Origin of the sequence: Pseudochelatococcus sp. G4_1912 (genome assembly GCF_047501465.1) — a bacterium.
Taxonomy (GTDB): domain Bacteria; phylum Pseudomonadota; class Alphaproteobacteria; order Rhizobiales; family Beijerinckiaceae; genus Pseudochelatococcus.
This window is the reverse complement of sequence record NZ_JAZDRL010000002.1, coordinates 718,826-735,692: the sequence shown is the minus strand read 5'-3', so window position 1 is coordinate 735,692 and position 16,867 is coordinate 718,826. Positions and strand designations below refer to the sequence as shown.

Sequence of the window (16,867 nt, the reverse complement as noted above, 5' to 3'; positions counted from 1 at the left end):
TGATGCGGCAAGCTTACATAAAACTCTGCGGATCGACATCCACTGCCACACGTAACTTGGCTGGATGCTTGGGCGCACGCGCCAGCCAATCCCGCAGATAGGCCTGCAGATCAATCGCTCTGCCAGCACGCACCAGCAACCTGAAACGAAAACGTCCACGAACAAGCGCCAGCGGCGCCTCTGCCGGACCAAGCACAATGACATTCTGAGGTGCTTGCGCCACACGCGCCAAGGCCCGCGCGTAGTTTTCTGCTTCCAACTTATCGGGGCTAGAAATGATCAGCGCCGCCAACTTGCCAAACGGTGGTAGTCCGGCCTCTTCACGCACCGCGATTTCTTCGGCATAGAAACGCGCAACATCGCCAGAGACAATCGCACGCAATACCGGATGATCAGGCTGCGTAGTCTGGATCAGCGCCCGCCCGGGTCGATCGCCACGTCCAGCACGTCCGGTAACTTGCTGCATCAGCTGGAAGGTGCGCTCAGCCGCGCGCGGATCGCCATTCGCCAGCCCTACATCAGCATCGATAACGCCAACAAGTGTCAGCCCGGGGAAATTATGGCCCTTCGCCACCAGCTGCGTGCCGATGACGATATCGACCTCACCCGCAGCAATCGCCTGCAATTGCGTCCGGATATGCTCTGTCCCACCGGGGAAATCGCTAGACAGCACAATAGCGCGCTTATCGGGAAACACCTCTGCCACTTCTTCCGCCAACCGCTCAACACCCGGCCCGCAAGCTGCAAGTGTATCCGCCTTGTCGCATGCCGGACATACGTCCGGGCGGCGCTCAACGTGGCCGCAATGATGGCACACAAGCGCGCGGCGAAAACGATGATCGACGAGCCATGTTGAACAATTCGGGCACTGGAAACGATGGCCGCAATGGTGACAAACCGTCAGCGGCGCATAGCCACGACGGTTAAGGAACAGCAGTGCCTGCTCTCCTGCTTCCAACGTCTGATTCACCGCACCGATCAGCGGCGGCGATATCCAGCGCCCGCGCTCTGCCGGATTGCGGCGCAAATCAATAGTATGAATGTCCGGCATCGTGCGCCCACCAAATCGCTCTGGCAGCTTGAGATGACGATAGCGCCCACGCTCGGCATTGACCTTGCTCTCAATAGAAGGCGTTGCCGAAGCCAGAACGACCGCCGCATTCTCAAACCGCCCACGCACCACCGCCATATCCCGCGCGTGGTAGATAACGCCATCGTCCTGCTTGTAGGCTGTTTCGTGCTCTTCATCGATCACGATCAGCGCCAGATCCTGAAATGGCATAAACAGCGCTGAACGCGCACCGGCAACAACCCGCACGGTTCCATCTGCAGTGCCTGCATGAATGCGCGCGCGCTTTCTGCCGGTAATGCCCGAATGCCACTCTGCCGGTTTGACGCCAAAGCGCGCCTCGAAGCGCTCCAGAAACTGAGCGGTGAGTGCAATTTCCGGCATCAGAATCAACGCCTGCCGCCCCGCTCGCAGAGCTTCAGCAACCGCTTCGAAATACACCTCTGTCTTACCGGAACCGGTCACCCCCTCAACCAGCGAGACAGAAAACGCAGCCTCCCGCACAGTCGCCCGAAGTGCCGTCGCCACTGCCTCTTGTCCTTCGGACAGGCTGGCCTTTACGTAATCCGCGTTTGGTGGCAGCGCAACCGGGATAGGTGGCAAGGCAACAGCTTCCAACGTGCCTTCGTCCAATAGGCCATCAATCACGGATTGCGAAACGCCCGCCTCATGCGCCAGATCACGCTTGAGCAGTGTCTTGCCTTCTGCCAACGATGCCAACACGCGTGAACGCGCCGCTGTCATCCGCTGCGGCGCCTTGCCAATTATCCGCACACCAATACGGGGAGGCTCCAACATCCGCGCGGTATCAGCGCCCTCCGGTACCCGTAGCGCCAATCGCATCGCCAGCCCACGTGGTGCAAGCGTATACCAGGCAATCCAATCGAGAAAAGATCGCAATTTTTCATTGAAAGGCGGCACATCGATCCGCCCAAGTACGGGCTTAAGGTTGCCGCCACTGCCCGCGCGCATTGTCCATACCACGCCAGCTGTCTCGCGCTTGCCCAATGGCACCAGCACGACATCACCCGGCGCAAGCGGCATGCCCTCTGGCACAGCATACGAATATGCCCTATCGAGGGCCACTGGCACCAGGACATCCACGACGCTTTGAAAGGCGGGTATTGGATTAGCAAGCTCAAGATCAGTCATCATAGTGAGATACGCGATTTGCGCCCGTTGCGGAACAGGCTGTGAGATGCGATTGCAATTTACCCGTGGTTAGCTTCAAGCGTTTATTATGAGCCCATGCCAAACAAAGCCACGTTAATGCCTCTAATAAATCCAGCTCTGCAAAAAGCTTTTGCGGAATGGCTTACGCATTTAACTTCCGAGCGCCGCCTGTCGCCCAAAACCGTTGAGGCTTATGAGCGCGATGCGCGCCAGTTTCTCACCTTTCTCCGTGGTTATCGCGGCACCGAGCCTACACTTGAGAATCTCATAGACCTCACCCCCGCCGATCTACGTGCCTTTCTTTCTGATCGTCGGGGCAAGGATATCGGTAGCCGCTCCCTGATGCGACAATTAGCGGGGCTGCGCTCATTTGCGCGCTATCTTGAGCGCACCGAGCGAGGCGAAGCGGCTGCCTTCACCACTGTGCGCGGACCACGCATTACCCGTACCCTGCCAAAACCCCTGACGATGAGCGCAGCTCGCGCCGTAATTGACACCGACCTGCGCGTTGATGAAGATAGACCGCAATGGGTATTGGCGCGCGATGCAGCTGTCTTCGCGCTACTCTATGGTTGCGGCTTACGCATTAACGAAGCGCTATCAATCCCCCGCAAGGATGCCCCCATTGACGGCCGCGATAGCGTAACCATAACGGGCAAAGGCAACAAAATGCGTGCTGTGCCGGTGTTGCGCCAGGTGAGTGAAGCCATCAACACTTATCTTACGTTATGCCCTTATCTACTCGCCCCCGATGAACCAATGTTTCGTGGTGTCAAAGGTGGACCACTTTCACCACGCATTGTACAACTTGCGATGCAATCATTACGGGGCGCACTTGGTCTCCCTGCCAGCGCCACACCGCATGCGTTGCGCCATTCTTTCGCCACGCATCTTCTGGGACGCGGCGGCGATCTACGCGCGATACAGGAACTTCTGGGGCATGCTTCACTTTCAACAACACAAGGCTATACCAAGGTTGATGCAGCGCGGTTAATGACAGCTTATGAAGCTGCTCATCCGCGAGCACGGGCGACATGATCGAGCAACCCGCATGTGATGCAAACCGATATTTAATCAAAATCCCTAGAATAAAGACCAGTTATCTTTGTCGAATCTTACTTTTTTCTCACTGTCTTTAAAACCACGAACCACTACCTCTTCTACTAGCCCTTCATCATTTAGAATTGTATATCTATCCTCGGATCTGAAAAGTAGCGTTCCACGTAAAGTAACTTTTTTATCACCGCCACCTTTATAAAATGGAACATCACAATGCTCCTTAAAGAATGTATTAGCTGAAACGCTTGGAAATCTCTTCTTTTTTATTTTTCTTCCAACCCTTACAACTTCAGGAACTCCATTATATTTATTGTAAACATCTTGGGAATACCTGTGTTCTAGAAAGGATAAAATTTTATGAGCATGTTCGCTTATGCGTTTTATGACTGAGCTATAATCATAAGAATGCTCAGGATTATATGCTAAAAGCTCAGTTTTTAAAACGAGATCCATGTTAACTATAAAATTCCTTAACAGCAATACGCTATTAGGTTAAGCCTTCAAATTAACGAATATTTATAAGTGTTTTTGATTCACTCCCATCATCGCTTTAATTTTGAGGTTTCTGATGGGTGGATATCCTTTTTATATCAATGACATTGCCTGGTCCAAATTGCAGGATTTGTTGCCGAAGGTGAAGCGGGGACGGCGGCGTGTAAATGATCGGCGGGTCGTATCGGGGATTGTTTATGTTCTTCAGTCGGGTGTGATGTGGCGGCAGGCTCCGGCGATTTACGGACCACACAAAACACTTTACACGCGCTATCAACGCTGGAACGCTCAGGGCGTCTGGACGCGTATTTTTCAGGCTTTATCCGAAAAAGACGCGCAAGATGAGACACTTATGATAGATTCGACCACGATACGGGTACAGCGTTCGGCTCTTGGCGCCCAAAAAAAGGATGTCCTGCCACAGGTCGATCTTGCGGCGGTTGGACGAGTAAAATCCACCTGGCCTGTAACGGGCGCGGCAAACCCGTCGCATGGTTGATCACGGGTGGCAACATTCACGATGTTTGCCTCGCCCCGCTGCTGATCAACGCCTGCAATCATCCAAATTTACGCCAGATACTGGCGGATACAGGCTATGTTTCCAAAGACATCCGCGCCTGCGTTGAAGCCGCAAACATCACATATTGTGTGCCAGACCGAAAAAATGCAAAAGTCAAAAATACAATTGATACAGAGCTTTATAAAAAAAGATGGAGGGTGGAGGCATGCTTTGCCAAACTCAAAAACTGGCGCCGCATCGCTACACGATATGACAAATCAGCTCAATCGTTCCTCAACGCCGTAACAATCGCTATCTTATTCTCGTATTACTTAATTTGAATCCTCAGCCTAGACAGACGCTCAACAGTGCCAGATGACAATATAAATGGCCCTCTATCTAAATATACATAATCTTTTTCATCTCCATTATAGCCATTCTCAATATCATCATTAATAGCTTTGCACAAAGTACTTGCTATTTTATCGTTATCCAAGCTTGATAACCTCTCCCCTCCCTTTTTAGAAAAGAGAATAATGTCCCTTAAGGCCATCATTTCAGCATGATATGCCATATTTACTACATTCAATTCCTCAAAAAATTTACTGCATATACCTGCAACAATCTTCTTATTAACGCCAATGCATGCATATTCACCCGCTGAAATATCCTTTAATATAAGACTATAATTAAATGATACATTTTCTATTTCTTTTAAGAAGGGATATTTATGCTTAAAGCAAGCGCCCTCTGCAAAAGAGCTTTTAACTGCTATATTTGAAATATGCTCAGGCAAACAATCATTTACCTGAATATTACAGCCATCCTTAGAACCATCGCCTACCAACGATTCCCCTGATAACCCTACTATAACCTGCTTAATCGGCAGTATTACACTAGTTTTCGATGTATTAAGTTGATCAAGGGCATCGGATAATTCATCTGGAGCTTCTGAGCACTGAATGTCATAATTATTAAGTATATTACTAATAAAAGGCTCGGATTTCAGAACAGATATACTACCTTCAGCAACAGCCTTAGGTTGAGGCTGATTATCACCTTCAAACTTGAACGCATTCCAAATTTTCCATAAAATATCTGTAAGACAAGAGGCAATCCGGGATATAATATTTTCAGCAAAACTATATGCTGTTTCCCAAATGCCCTCAAAATATGATGCACCACCATTATCAGGCGCTGTAATCACATTATCAAATGAAATAATATTCGACCTATTGCTTATATACTCAGACATATCTGCCTCCATAATTCATTAATTTAATTTTTATATGTCTCTTCTAAGGGCGCGATGAATAAATCGCCCTTATAAAACAATTAGAAAATAAGCATTACTTCTCAAATGACGAAATTCCGCCATGCGCTGCAGACCACTCAGCTGGTTTGTTCAGAAACCCTTCAACTTCAGCCAGCACGCCAGCATCAAAATGCCCGCTTTCTTTAGCTGCCGCTAGTACATCCCGCCAAGTGGTCAGATAATGCAGTTTCAGGTTGATCTTTTCCATTACCTCACGACTATGCGGGAAGATGTCGTAGAAAAACAGCACGAAGCAATGATCGACCTGCGCACCTGCTGTACGCAGGGCTTCGGCAAAGTTCACCTTACTGCCACCATCAGTCGCTAGATCTTCAACGAGCAGCGTGCGGGCACCGACCGCCACCTCGCCCTCGATTTGTGCATTGCGGCCAAAGCCCTTTGGTTTTTTACGAATATATTGCATTGGCAGCTCAAACCGATCTGCAAGCCATGCAGCAAACGGAATTCCCGCTGTTTCGCCACCAGCAATCGTATCGATTGATTCATAGCCAATCTCACGCACGATGGTCGACGCAGCAAAATCCATCAAGGACGATCGCAGGCGTGGGTAAGAAATAATCTTACGGCAATCGATATAAACCGGACTTGCCCAACCAGACGTAAAAATATACGGCTTTTCAGCATTAAAATGCACAGCCTTAATCTCTAACAACATCCGAGCAGCCTGCCGGGCAATGAGGGCACGGTCGAGAGGAGGCGGCAAGGTTGTCATGAGAGCTCCTACAGGCAATCTTTACTATAAATGCTATCTCTTTCAATCATGCTCAGATCATTTCGACAAGACACATTTCAACAAGCGCAAGCCATTTTTTAGATGCTGCATGCTTATTGGCTTCTCCACCTCGTTACCAGCGCATCATAATCTGGGCGCGGCCGATCCTTTTGCTTTTCATTTTCTGTGCCTAGATGAATAATGCCAGCAATTCGCTCATGCGGCACAACCCCAAGAATGCGCTTTGCAGCTTCATTATATGCTGCCCAGCCTGTCAGCCACACACCATCGAACCCCGCAAGCGTAGCCGCAGTCAGTAGATTCATGCATACAGCACCCGCGGATAGAATCTGCTCCCACTCTGGCTTCTTGGCCTCAGAATTTGCCCTGCTAACCACAATAACAACCACGGGAGCTGCAGCCCATATTGCGGCAATCTTGGTAATTTGCTTATCGCGTTTATTCGCGTCCTCATTTGGATTTTCAACAATATAGGTGGCGGCCAATTGTCGTGCTACTTCAATCCGTGCATCCCCTTCCAGCACGATAAATCGCCAAGGCTCCAACTTTCCATGATCAGGCACACGCATCGCAATGGTTAGCAAACGCCGTAAAGTTTCAGCATCCGGGCCTGGGGCACTTAATTGTAAGGGAGCAGCCGAACGACGACGCTCCAAACGTTTCAGCCTTTTATCCAAACGTTCACTGTCAACCATTGCTTGGCTCCTCATGGAATTCTGACGTGACAATATCGTATATTATCAGGGAATAAATAATTGAAATTTTTATATTTATTCTATTAATGGTATTTTGCAGACAATAAAAAAGGTGGCCATAAGCCACCCTTAAAATCAGTAAGACCAGAAATGGTCAGTACTATCAGCGAGCAGCAGCCCGCATATCACGCAACTGAACCAGCCTATCCGATGCTGCCTGCTTTTCATTAAAGCCTTTGGCATCACGATAATCTTCTTCCGCATCCCGGATCTGGCTATCAACAGAATCGACATCGATCTCTTCAACAGGCAAGGCGAACTCTGCCAGCACTGTAAGTCCCTGTGGGTTTACGTCAGCAAAGCCACCTCGCACAAACAGACGACGTACGTTCTGGTTTGCATCAACAATCTTGACAACGCCAGGCTTCAACACGGCCATTAAAGGTGCATGTTGGTCCAGAACCGTCATCTCGCCATCAACGGACGGCACCGTAGCACTTTCCGCCTCACCCGCGAATAACAATTTCTCAGGCGAGACCAGCTCGACATGAAAGGTAGCCATGACGGTACTCCCGACCCAATTTCAGCATGCGGGGCGTATATATGCCCCGCGTATCACGACAATTAAGCAGCTTCAGCAGACAGCTTCTGTGCCTTTTCGACGGCCTGTTCAATCGTGCCAACCATATAGAATGCAGATTCTGGCAGATGATCGTACTTGCCTTCGACAAGACCTTTAAAGCCCTTAATAGTGTCCTCAAGGCTTACTAACGTACCGGGCGAACCCGTGAACACTTCAGCGACGTGGAACGGCTGCGACAGGAAGCGTTCAATCTTACGAGCGCGCGCCACAGTGAGCTTGTCCTCTTCCGAGAGCTCATCCATACCGAGAATAGCGATGATATCTTGCAGAGCCTTATAACGTTGCAGAACCTGCTGCACCGAACGTGCGACGCTGTAGTGTTCTTCACCAACAACCAGTGGTGACAAAATACGCGACGTCGAATCGAGCGGGTCAACGGCAGGGTAAATACCCTTTTCCGAAATCGCGCGCGACAATACGGTCGTTGCATCCAAGTGAGCGAACGATGCAGCTGGTGCAGGATCGGTCAAATCGTCAGCAGGCACGTAGATAGCCTGAACCGAAGTGATCGAACCCTTGGTAGTGGTGGTGATGCGTTCTTGCAACGCCCCCATGTCAGTTGCCAGCGTTGGCTGATAACCCACAGCAGAAGGAATACGGCCCAGTAGAGCCGACACCTCTGAACCAGCCTGCGTAAAGCGGAAGATGTTGTCCACGAAGAACAGAACGTCCTGGCCCTGATCGCGGAAATGCTCGGCAACCGTCAGGCCTGTAAGAGCAACGCGTGCACGCGCTCCTGGAGGCTCGTTCATCTGGCCGTAAACGAGAGCGCACTTGGAACCAGCAGCAGAACCATTGTTCTCCTTCGGGTCGACGTTTACCTTCGACTCGATCATTTCATGGTAAAGATCGTTACCCTCACGGGTACGCTCGCCTACACCAGCAAACACAGAGTAACCGCCGTGCGCCTTAGCAATGTTGTTGATCAGCTCCTGGATGAGAACCGTCTTGCCAACGCCAGCGCCGCCGAACAGGCCAACCTTACCACCGCGTGAATAAGGTGCAAGCAGGTCGATCACTTTGATGCCGGTGACAAGAATCTGTGATTCCGTCGACTGCTCAGAATAGCTCGGCGCAGGCTGATGGATGGAGCGCATTGCTTCACCAACCACTGGGCCGGCTTCGTCCACCGGCTCGCCGATGACGTTGATGATACGGCCAAGGGTCGCCGCACCAACTGGCACCATGATTGGTGCGCCGGTGTCGGTCACAGATTGACCACGTACCAGACCTTCCGAGGTATCCATGGCGATGCAGCGAACGGTGTTCTCACCGAGCTGCTGCGACACTTCAAGCACCATACGTTGACCACGGTTGGTGGTCTCCAGGGCGTTCAAAATCTCAGGCAGCTCGCCGTCGAACTGCACGTCAACAACAGCACCGATCACCTGAGTGATACGGCCAGTGTTTTTAGCCGGGGAAACTTTAACCATGGTGCAGCTCCGTCCGAGCCCGTCCGGGCCTCTAATTTATCCAACAATTGGCATCGACCAAAAATAGCGACGCCCTCTTCGTAACTTTGACGCTTACGCGCCGGATCAGATCGCCTCGGCGCCCGAGATAATCTCGATCAATTCTTTCGTGATGATCGCCTGACGTGACCTGTTGTAGAGCAGCGTCTGCTTCTTGATCATCTCGCCAGCATTACGCGTGGCATTATCCATTGCAGACATGCGCGCGCCCTGCTCGGAAGCACCATTTTCCAGCAATGCCCGGAAAACCTGCACCGACACGTTGCGTGGCAATAGCGTCTCGAGGATCTCTTCCTCGTTCGGTTCATAAGAATACACAGCATCAGCCACAATCTCATCCGAACGGACAGGGATAACAGCTGGAATAATCTGCTGTGCCGTCGGGATCTGCGAGATCACTGAACGGAACCGCGAATAGAATAGCGTTGCGACATCGAACTCGCCTGCCTCAAACATTGCGATCAGTTTTTTGCCGATCTTGTCTGCGACATCGAATGTCAGCGCTTTAACTTCGCGCAGGTCAATGACTTCAATGATCATGTCTGCATATAGGCGACGCAGGGCATCATTGCCCTTCTTGCCGATGCAGATGATCTTGACAGTCTTACCCTGACTAAGCAGCGACTGAATATGCTCACGTGCCAAACGCGCGATCGACGAATTGAAACCACCGCACAGGCCGCGTTCTGCCGTTGCGACGATAAGCAGATGCGTCTGATCCTTGCCAGTTCCAGCGATAAGGGCAGGCGCACCGTCTCCGGGGCCAATGCTCTCTGCCAGATTGGCCAACACGCGATCCATCCGCTCGGCGAAGGGACGCGCGGCTTCAGCCGCAAGCTGGGCACGACGAAGCTTCGCCGCAGCCACCATCTGCATGGCCTTGGTGATCTTCTGCGTCGCCTTTACAGAGGCGATGCGATTGCGCAGGTCCTTCAAGCTCGGCATGGTTGACGCCTATCTCCTCGCAGGAGCGTGATCCCATCACGCCCCTCCACGATCCACTCAATAACCGATCAGTTGAACGACCGAACGAACTCTTCAACAACAGCCTTAAGCTTGGCAGCCGTCTCGTTCGACAGATCCTTCGTCACGCGGATGTCCTCAAGGATATCAGCGTGATGATTACGAAGACTAGACAAAAGCCCATCCTCGAATGCCCGGACCTTGGCAACTGGAATCACGTCCAAGTAACCATTGACGCCAGCATAAATCACTGCGACCTGCTCTTCGTTCTTCAGTGGCGAGAACTGCGACTGCTTCAGAAGCTCAGTCAGACGTGCGCCGCGGTTCAGCAAACGCTGTGTCGATGCATCAAGATCCGAACCGAACTGCGCGAACGCAGCCATTTCACGATACTGAGCAAGCTCACCCTTGATCTTGCCTGCGACCTTCTTCATCGCCTTCGTCTGAGCAGAAGAGCCCACACGCGAAACAGAAAGACCAACGTTCACAGCAGGGCGAATACCCTGGTAGAACAAATCCGTCTCAAGGAAGATCTGGCCGTCGGTGATCGAGATCACGTTCGTTGGGATGTAGGCAGACACGTCGTTCGCCTGCGTCTCAATAACTGGAAGAGCAGTCAGCGAACCGAGGCCGTTGTCCTCATTCAGCTTAGCCGCACGCTCCAGAAGACGGGAGTGCAGGTAGAACACATCGCCAGGATATGCTTCACGTCCGGGAGGACGACGTAGCAGAAGCGACATTTGACGGTAGGCCACAGCCTGCTTCGACAAATCGTCATACACGATCACAGCATGCATGCCGTTATCGCGGAAATACTCACCAATCGCGCAACCAGCGAAAGGTGCAATGTACTGCATTGGTGCAGGATCAGATGCCGTTGCAGCAACAACGATCGAGTACTCAAGAGCGCCCTGCTCTTCAAGCACCTTCACGAACTGTGCAACCGTCGAACGCTTCTGGCCGATAGCGACATATACGCAGAAAAGCTTCTGCTTGTCGTCATCGCCCTGGTTGATCGACTTCTGGTTCAGGATGGTGTCGAGCGCAATCGCGGTCTTACCGGTCTGACGGTCGCCAATGATCAGCTCACGCTGGCCACGGCCAACCGGGATCAGAGCATCAATAGCCTTGAGGCCCGTCGCCATCGGCTCATGAACCGACTTACGCGGAATGATGCCTGGCGCCTTGACGTCAACCTGGCGACGCTCGGTCGCCTCAATCGGCCCCTTGCCATCGATAGGATTACCGAGCGCGTCAACAACACGACCCAGAAGGCCACGGCCGACAGGCACGTCCACGATAGCCTTGGTGCGCTTGACGGTCTGGCCCTCCGAGATGTCACGGTCGCTACCGAACACCACGACACCGACGTTGTCCTGTTCGAGGTTCAGCGCCATGCCGCGCACCCCCGATTCGAACTCCACCATTTCACCGGACTGGACCTGATCCAGACCGTAAACGCGGGCGATACCATCACCCACAGAGAGAACCTGGCCGACCTCAGTAACCTCGGCTTCACTGCCAAAGTTCTTGATCTGCTCCTTGAGAATTGCGGAAATTTCCGCGGCGCGGATGCTCATCAGCCGACCTCTTTCAACGCGAGACGGATAGAATTAAGTTTGAAGCGCAAGCTCGCGTCGACCATGCGGCTACCAAGCTTGACAATGAGACCACCAAGAATGGTGGGATCAACCTTAACGTCGAGAACAATCTCGCCGCCCTTTGCTGCACCTTGCAGTGCCGCTTTGATTTCTTCGAGAACCTTCTCTGAAGGCTCTTCAGCCACGGTCACCTCAGCCCGCACGACGCCGCGGCTATCTGCCACCAACGTCTTATAAGCTTTGATAATCTGGCTGATCAGGAACAAGCGGCGCTTAGACGCCACCATCCGAATAAAGTTGCCAGCCGTACCAGCAATTCCAGCCTTGGCCAAAACCGCTGAAATTGCAGCCAACTGCTGCTCAGCCGTAAATACCGGAACCCGTACGAGACGTGCCAAATCATCGCTTTCGGCGATAAGGGCCTCGAACCGATCAAGGTCGGCACTAACGGCGTCAACGCTCTTTTCGTCCACTGCCAGCTCGAAAAGCGCGGTGGCATAGCGTCCCGCGACGCCGGAAACGATCGATCCGCCTTGTGACACGGGCCTCTCTCCGGGTTATCGAGGGGCATGGCGCAACTGGCCAAACTGGCCACAGCACATACCCACTCGTACATAAAACTCTGTGATGAGAATGGGAACGCTGTCTGCTTTCCCATACGTTGGGGGTGCCCTAACATAGGCTTGAGCCACACGCAACCCGGCATGTCACAATCTGATAATCAAGTTGCATACCGGCCACGTCTTTCTCGATATCACATGCCAGCGCTACGGCCCCCAAAGATAGCCGAGCCAATGCGCACATGAGTGGCACCCAGCATTATTGCCTGTTCGAAATCAGCGCTCATGCCCATTGATAAACTTCTGATATCATTGCGCTTTGCTATTTTATTCAACAACGCAAAATGTGGTGATGGTGGATCATTGGCAGGTGGAATACACATTAAACCCGTGATTAACAGGCCATACTCCTCACGGCATTCGCGGATAAAGGCATCGGCAAATTGCGGTGCAACGCCAGCCTTTTGCGGCTCTTCGCCTGTGTTAATCTGCACGAAAAGTTCAGGCATGCGCTCAACACCGAGATTCGCCTGTGCTTGAGCCAATTCACGTACTAACGAAACCCTATCCACCGAATGAATCACATCAAAAAGTGCGACAGCTTCACGCACCTTATTTGATTGCAATGGCCCAATCAGATGCAAGCGGACATCGGGAAATTCTTCTTTTAATGCAGGCCACTTCGCCTTTGCTTCCTGCACGCGATTCTCTCCAAACTCCCGCTGACCTGCCAGCAGCACTGGACGAATCGCTTCAGCCTCAAAGGTTTTGGAGACTGCAATCAGGGTTACATCATTTGGATTGCGCCCCTCTTCCTGCGCTGAGCGAACAATCGCAGCGCGCACAGAGGCAAGATGGAAAGCGGTATTGCTTTCCACACCCTCTGTTGATCCCTTTTCTGACATCATCATATTTGCCTTTAAAACATCTTAGATTGCCCCGTTGTTATCCTCTATGCGGCGGAACGCAACAGCCAACGTCATGATTAAGCCCCATCCTAATTGTGATTCGACGATGGGTGTCTGGAATCGATGATTTTATGCAGGCGCACGCTCAATTATTACAATGCTCAACACCACAAGCTTGGGTTTTCAGCCAGCGATAGTACGTACAAACGTTGACGGCCTCGTTCATTCGTGCCCTAGTCCTGCCCAAGTGTGCGACTGCCTGCTCCGTGAGCAGCGCGGCTCGCTGTGTTTTTCGCGGTGTGTAGGCTAGGATGCATTGAGATTCGCGATAGAGTGAACCGAAATGGTAGTTATCGAGAGCTGGAGCCAAGTGGACTTATGTCCATAAGCACCGGAAGCGAAGAAAACTGCTATTTGCAGGCCAATATGGCGCGAATATCAACACATCTCTAATGCCGATTTGCGATAGCGGATATCAGATAGCAAGATCATGAGTGCGGACCCAGTCAATACGGAACGTTATAATCCCAAGGATGTAGAGCCAAAATGGCGCGAGGTATGGGAGGCCAAGAAGCTTTTCCAGACAGCGAACGATGATTCGCGCCCGCCATACTATGTGCTTGAGATGTTTCCGTATCCGTCTGGCCGCATCCATATGGGCCACGTGCGCAACTACGCCATGGGCGATGTGGTGGCGCGCTTCAAGCGGGCCAAAGGCTTCAATGTGCTGCACCCCATGGGGTGGGATGCATTCGGCATGCCGGCTGAAAACGCCGCTATGGCCAATAACGTACATCCGGCCACATGGACCTATGCCAATATCGCTTCCATGCGCAAGCAACTGCAATCCATGGGACTTTCACTTGACTGGAGCCGCGAATTCGCGACCTGCGACCCCTCCTATTATAAGCATCAGCAGAAACTGTTCCTCGATTTTCTGAAGGGCGGTCTTGTTGATCGTAAAACAGCGAAGGTGAACTGGGATCCCGTTGATCACACCGTTCTTGCCAATGAGCAAGTGATTGATGGTCGCGGCTGGCGCTCTGGCGCGCTCGTGGAACAGCGCGAACTGACGCAATGGTTTCTGAAAATCACCGATTACGCACAAGATCTGCACGATGCGCTCGACACGCTCGACCGCTGGCCCGAGAAAGTGCGCATCATGCAGCGCAACTGGATTGGCCGCTCCGAGGGTATGACGCTGCGCTTTGCGCTCGATCCAGATAATGCACCGGAAGGTTTTAATGAGGTTGAGGTCTACACAACCCGACCAGATACGCTTTTCGGCGCCCGCTTCCTGGCGATCTCCGCTGACCATCCGTTAGCGAAGCAACTGGCACATGGCAATGCTGAGCTCACGGCCTTCATTGATGAATGCCATAAGATGGGCACCGCCGCTGAAGCGCTTGAGAAAGCGGAAAAGAAGGGCTTCAATACGGGCCTTTCCGTGCTGCATCCCTTTGATGCATCATGGAAGCTGCCTGTTTATGTCGCGAACTTCGTGCTGATGGATTATGGCACGGGTGCGGTTTTCGGCTGCCCTGCGCATGATCAACGCGATCTTGAGTTCTCCAATGCTTATGGTCTCGGCAACACGCCCGTTGTCTGCCCGCCTGGCACCGATCCGGCAACGCTTGTCATCACTGATACAGCCTTTACTGATGATGGCGTGCTGATCAACTCACGCTTCCTCGATGGCATGAGCATTGCTGATGCCAAGGAAGAAGTGGCCGCACGCCTTGAGAAAGAAATGCGCAACGGCGCCCCCGTGGCTGCACGCAAGGTGAATTTCCGCTTGCGTGACTGGGGTATTTCGCGCCAACGCTACTGGGGCTGCCCGATCCCGATCATCCATTGTGCTACCTGCGGCCCAGTCGCGGTTCCCGATGCCGACTTGCCAGTGACGCTGCCGGAGGATGTGACATTCGATGTGCCCGGCAACCCGCTTGATCGCCATAGCACATGGAAGCATGTTGCCTGCCCGCAGTGCGGCAGTGATGCGCGGCGCGAAACCGATACGATGGATACATTCGTCGATTCGTCATGGTATTTTGCCCGCTTCACCGACCCGCGGAATGAAAACGCACCAACCAATCCTGCTGCAGCCAACCACTGGTTGCCGGTGGATCAGTATATCGGTGGTATCGAACACGCGATCTTGCATCTGCTCTATTCGCGCTTCTTCACGCGCGCAATGTCTGCGACGGGACATACATCGGTAAACGAGCCATTCGCTGGCCTGTTTACGCAGGGCATGGTGGTGCACGAGACATATCGTGATGCCAACAAAGCCTGGGTTGAGCCAGCGCATGTGCGCTTTGAAGCAGGCGACACGGAAGCACATCGTCGCGCGTTCCATATCACGACCGGTGAGCCGATTGAGATCGGTTCCATCGAGAAGATGTCGAAGTCAAAAAAGAACGTCATCGACCCTGATGAGATCATTGAGACTTTCGGCGCGGATACAGCACGCTGGTTCATGCTCTCCGATTCGCCGCCAGAACGTGACGTGATCTGGACTGAAGAGGGCGTGCAAGGCGCACACCGTTTTGTCCAGCGGCTGTGGCGCCTGGTGCAGGAGGCTGCAAACCTCAAGGCAACTGACGGCGTTGTCGATGAGCAAGGGGTGCAAACCCTGCGCAAGGTTGCTCATCGCACGTTGATCGGCGTTGAAGAAAGCATTGATCGACTGCGGTTTAACCGCGCGGTAGCGCAGATTTATGAGCTCGCCAATGCCCTGCAAGATGTACTTGTTCCCGCCCGCAAGGCTGGTGCCAGTGCGGCGCTCAAGGCAGCAGCACATGAGGCAGCAAGCTTCCTGGCGCAAACAGCCGCTCCAATGATGCCGCATCTGGCCGAAGAGTGCTGGAAGGTGTTGGGCCATGAGGGGCTGATAGCGCAAGCACCATGGCCTGTTGCGGATCGCGCACTGACAATAGAAGATGTGATCTCGCTGCCTGTGCAGGTTAATGGCAAGAAGCGCGCTGATATTGAAGTGGCGCGCGATGCCGATCAGGCCAGCATCGAAGCAGCGGCCCTCGCGCATGAAGGCGTGCAGCGTGCGATGGAAGGCAAGCCCGCGCGTAAAATCATTATCGTGCCCCAGAGGATCGTCAATGTGGTCATCTGATAAATTCGGTCTATTGCCGCGCCTGGCGGTTGTTGTCCTGGCGGCTTCCCTTCTGGGGGGCTGCTTCCGGCCGCTTTATGGCGTCTCTGCCAGTGGTGTTTCGATTCAGGACCAACTGGCCGCCATCGAAGTGGCCACCATCAATCCCGGCAGCCGCGATAATGCACGCCTTGCATATTATACGCAGACGGAGCTCACCTACCGCATGAACGGGGGCTCGCCAGAGGAAGTCGACAAGCAATTCCGGCTTGAGGTGACGGTAACGGAGTCGGTTGCATCGACCATCATCAACACCTCCACCGGTAATGCAGAAGCGGCACTACTGACGGGTAAAGCCGGTTTCAAACTGGTACCGATTGGTGGCGGCAAGGCGATTTACGAAAGCCAAGCCATCGCATCATCTGCGTATGATCGCACGCCACAACGCTTTGCAGCGTTGCGCGCGGCACGTGATGCGCAGATCCGTGTGTCGAAGGCGTTGGCCGATCAGATCCACACACGCATCGCCGCTAAATTTGCCTCGGGGCGTTAATC

Annotated in this window: 14 protein-coding genes and 1 pseudogene; 4 read left to right on the top strand and 11 right to left on the bottom strand. The window is 52.8% G+C overall.

Going from position 1 to position 16,867, the window contains the following annotated elements; all coding sequences use genetic code 11:
* Positions 1–13: 13 nt before the first annotated feature.
* A complete protein-coding gene (locus VRZ32_RS10520; RefSeq protein WP_414525683.1) occupies positions 14–2,224 on the bottom strand; it encodes a primosomal protein N' in 2,211 nt (736 codons plus the stop codon).
* A 114-nt stretch (positions 2,225–2,338) separates the two neighbouring features.
* Here VRZ32_RS10520 and VRZ32_RS10515 point away from each other — a divergent pair, with 114 nt between their 5' ends.
* A complete protein-coding gene (locus VRZ32_RS10515; protein WP_414525682.1) occupies positions 2,339–3,280 on the top strand; it encodes a tyrosine recombinase XerC in 942 nt (313 codons plus the stop codon).
* A 45-nt stretch (positions 3,281–3,325) separates the two neighbouring features.
* Here the strand turns inward: VRZ32_RS10515 and VRZ32_RS10510 are convergent, their stop codons facing one another.
* Positions 3,326–3,754, bottom strand: a complete 429-nt coding sequence (locus tag VRZ32_RS10510) for a hypothetical protein (RefSeq protein ID WP_414525681.1) — start codon at positions 3,752–3,754, stop codon at positions 3,326–3,328.
* 151 nt (positions 3,755–3,905) lie between these two features.
* On the opposite strand from VRZ32_RS10510, the pseudogene VRZ32_RS10505 reads away from it, so the two are divergent.
* Positions 3,906–4,633: pseudogene (locus VRZ32_RS10505) on the top strand (IS5 family transposase); the annotation flags it as partial.
* Here VRZ32_RS10505 and VRZ32_RS10500 read toward each other — a convergent pair.
* The 9 genes from VRZ32_RS10500 to VRZ32_RS10460 all read right to left on the bottom strand — a co-directional run bounded on the left by VRZ32_RS10500 (position 4,621) and on the right by VRZ32_RS10460 (position 13,200).
* Positions 4,621–5,547 (bottom strand): hypothetical protein, encoded by a 927-nt coding sequence (locus tag VRZ32_RS10500; RefSeq protein ID WP_414525680.1) that lies wholly within the window; start codon positions 5,545–5,547, stop codon positions 4,621–4,623. The pseudogene VRZ32_RS10505 and the gene VRZ32_RS10500 overlap by 13 nt on opposite strands.
* 94 nt (positions 5,548–5,641) lie before the next feature.
* A complete protein-coding gene (locus VRZ32_RS10495; protein WP_414525679.1) occupies positions 5,642–6,340 on the bottom strand; it encodes an orotate phosphoribosyltransferase in 699 nt (232 codons plus the stop codon).
* Between the two features lie 113 nt (positions 6,341–6,453).
* Entirely contained in the window at positions 6,454–7,056 is a 603-nt protein-coding gene (locus tag VRZ32_RS10490) for a nitroreductase (RefSeq protein WP_414525678.1), read from the bottom strand.
* Positions 7,057–7,219: 163 nt separating this feature from the next.
* A complete protein-coding gene (locus VRZ32_RS10485; RefSeq protein ID WP_414525677.1) occupies positions 7,220–7,618 on the bottom strand; it encodes a F0F1 ATP synthase subunit epsilon in 399 nt (132 codons plus the stop codon).
* Between the two features lie 62 nt (positions 7,619–7,680).
* Positions 7,681–9,132, bottom strand: coding sequence for a F0F1 ATP synthase subunit beta (atpD, locus tag VRZ32_RS10480; RefSeq protein WP_414525676.1), 1,452 nt, complete (start codon positions 9,130–9,132; stop codon positions 7,681–7,683).
* Positions 9,133–9,237: 105 nt separating this feature from the next.
* The gene (locus tag VRZ32_RS10475; protein ID WP_414525675.1) at positions 9,238–10,116 is read right to left on the bottom strand and encodes a F0F1 ATP synthase subunit gamma; all 879 of its coding nucleotides are present in this window, start codon (positions 10,114–10,116) and stop codon (positions 9,238–9,240) included.
* Positions 10,117–10,184: 68 nt separating this feature from the next.
* On the bottom strand, positions 10,185–11,714 hold the full coding sequence (atpA, locus tag VRZ32_RS10470; protein ID WP_414525674.1) for a F0F1 ATP synthase subunit alpha: 1,530 nt from the start codon (positions 11,712–11,714) through the stop codon (positions 10,185–10,187).
* Complete coding sequence (locus VRZ32_RS10465) at positions 11,714–12,277, bottom strand: F0F1 ATP synthase subunit delta (RefSeq protein ID WP_414525673.1); 564 nt, start codon at positions 12,275–12,277, stop codon at positions 11,714–11,716. The genes atpA and VRZ32_RS10465 overlap by 1 nt, the downstream gene beginning before the upstream one ends.
* Positions 12,278–12,489: 212 nt before the next feature.
* On the bottom strand, positions 12,490–13,200 hold the full coding sequence (locus tag VRZ32_RS10460) for a YggS family pyridoxal phosphate-dependent enzyme (protein WP_414526196.1): 711 nt from the start codon (positions 13,198–13,200) through the stop codon (positions 12,490–12,492).
* 493 nt (positions 13,201–13,693) lie between these two features.
* Between VRZ32_RS10460 and leuS the strand changes: the two genes are divergently transcribed.
* Both leuS and lptE read left to right on the top strand, forming a co-directional pair.
* Entirely contained in the window at positions 13,694–16,333 is a 2,640-nt protein-coding gene (leuS, locus tag VRZ32_RS10455) for a leucine--tRNA ligase (protein WP_414525672.1), read from the top strand.
* Positions 16,320–16,865 carry an LPS assembly lipoprotein LptE gene (gene lptE / locus VRZ32_RS10450; protein ID WP_414525671.1) on the top strand — a complete coding sequence of 182 codons (546 nt, stop codon included), beginning with the start codon at positions 16,320–16,322 and terminating at the stop codon, positions 16,863–16,865. Before leuS ends, lptE begins: the two co-directional genes overlap by 14 nt.
* Positions 16,866–16,867: the final 2 nt, after the last annotated feature.

Excerpts from the sequence above, each read along its gene's own strand:
- VRZ32_RS10510 (WP_414525681.1), bottom strand. The coding sequence starts at position 3,754 with ATGGATCTCGTTTTAAAAACTGAGCTTTTAGCATATAATCCTGAGCAT.
- VRZ32_RS10485 (WP_414525677.1), bottom strand. The coding sequence starts at position 7,618 with ATGGCTACCTTTCATGTCGAGCTGGTCTCGCCTGAGAAATTGTTATTC.
- atpA (WP_414525674.1), bottom strand. The coding sequence starts at position 11,714 with ATGAGCATCCGCGCCGCGGAAATTTCCGCAATTCTCAAGGAGCAGATC.
- leuS (WP_414525672.1), top strand. The coding sequence starts at position 13,694 with ATGAGTGCGGACCCAGTCAATACGGAACGTTATAATCCCAAGGATGTA.
- VRZ32_RS10460 (WP_414526196.1), bottom strand. The coding sequence starts at position 13,200 with ATGTCAGAAAAGGGATCAACAGAGGGTGTGGAAAGCAATACCGCTTTC.
- VRZ32_RS10500 (WP_414525680.1), bottom strand. The coding sequence starts at position 5,547 with ATGTCTGAGTATATAAGCAATAGGTCGAATATTATTTCATTTGATAAT.
- lptE (WP_414525671.1), top strand. The coding sequence starts at position 16,320 with ATGTGGTCATCTGATAAATTCGGTCTATTGCCGCGCCTGGCGGTTGTT.
- VRZ32_RS10495 (WP_414525679.1), bottom strand. The coding sequence starts at position 6,340 with ATGACAACCTTGCCGCCTCCTCTCGACCGTGCCCTCATTGCCCGGCAG.
- atpD (WP_414525676.1), bottom strand. The coding sequence starts at position 9,132 with ATGGTTAAAGTTTCCCCGGCTAAAAACACTGGCCGTATCACTCAGGTG.
- VRZ32_RS10515 (WP_414525682.1), top strand. The coding sequence starts at position 2,339 with ATGCCTCTAATAAATCCAGCTCTGCAAAAAGCTTTTGCGGAATGGCTT.
- VRZ32_RS10490 (WP_414525678.1), bottom strand. The coding sequence starts at position 7,056 with ATGGTTGACAGTGAACGTTTGGATAAAAGGCTGAAACGTTTGGAGCGT.
- VRZ32_RS10475 (WP_414525675.1), bottom strand. The coding sequence starts at position 10,116 with ATGCCGAGCTTGAAGGACCTGCGCAATCGCATCGCCTCTGTAAAGGCG.
- VRZ32_RS10520 (WP_414525683.1), bottom strand. The coding sequence starts at position 2,224 with ATGATGACTGATCTTGAGCTTGCTAATCCAATACCCGCCTTTCAAAGC.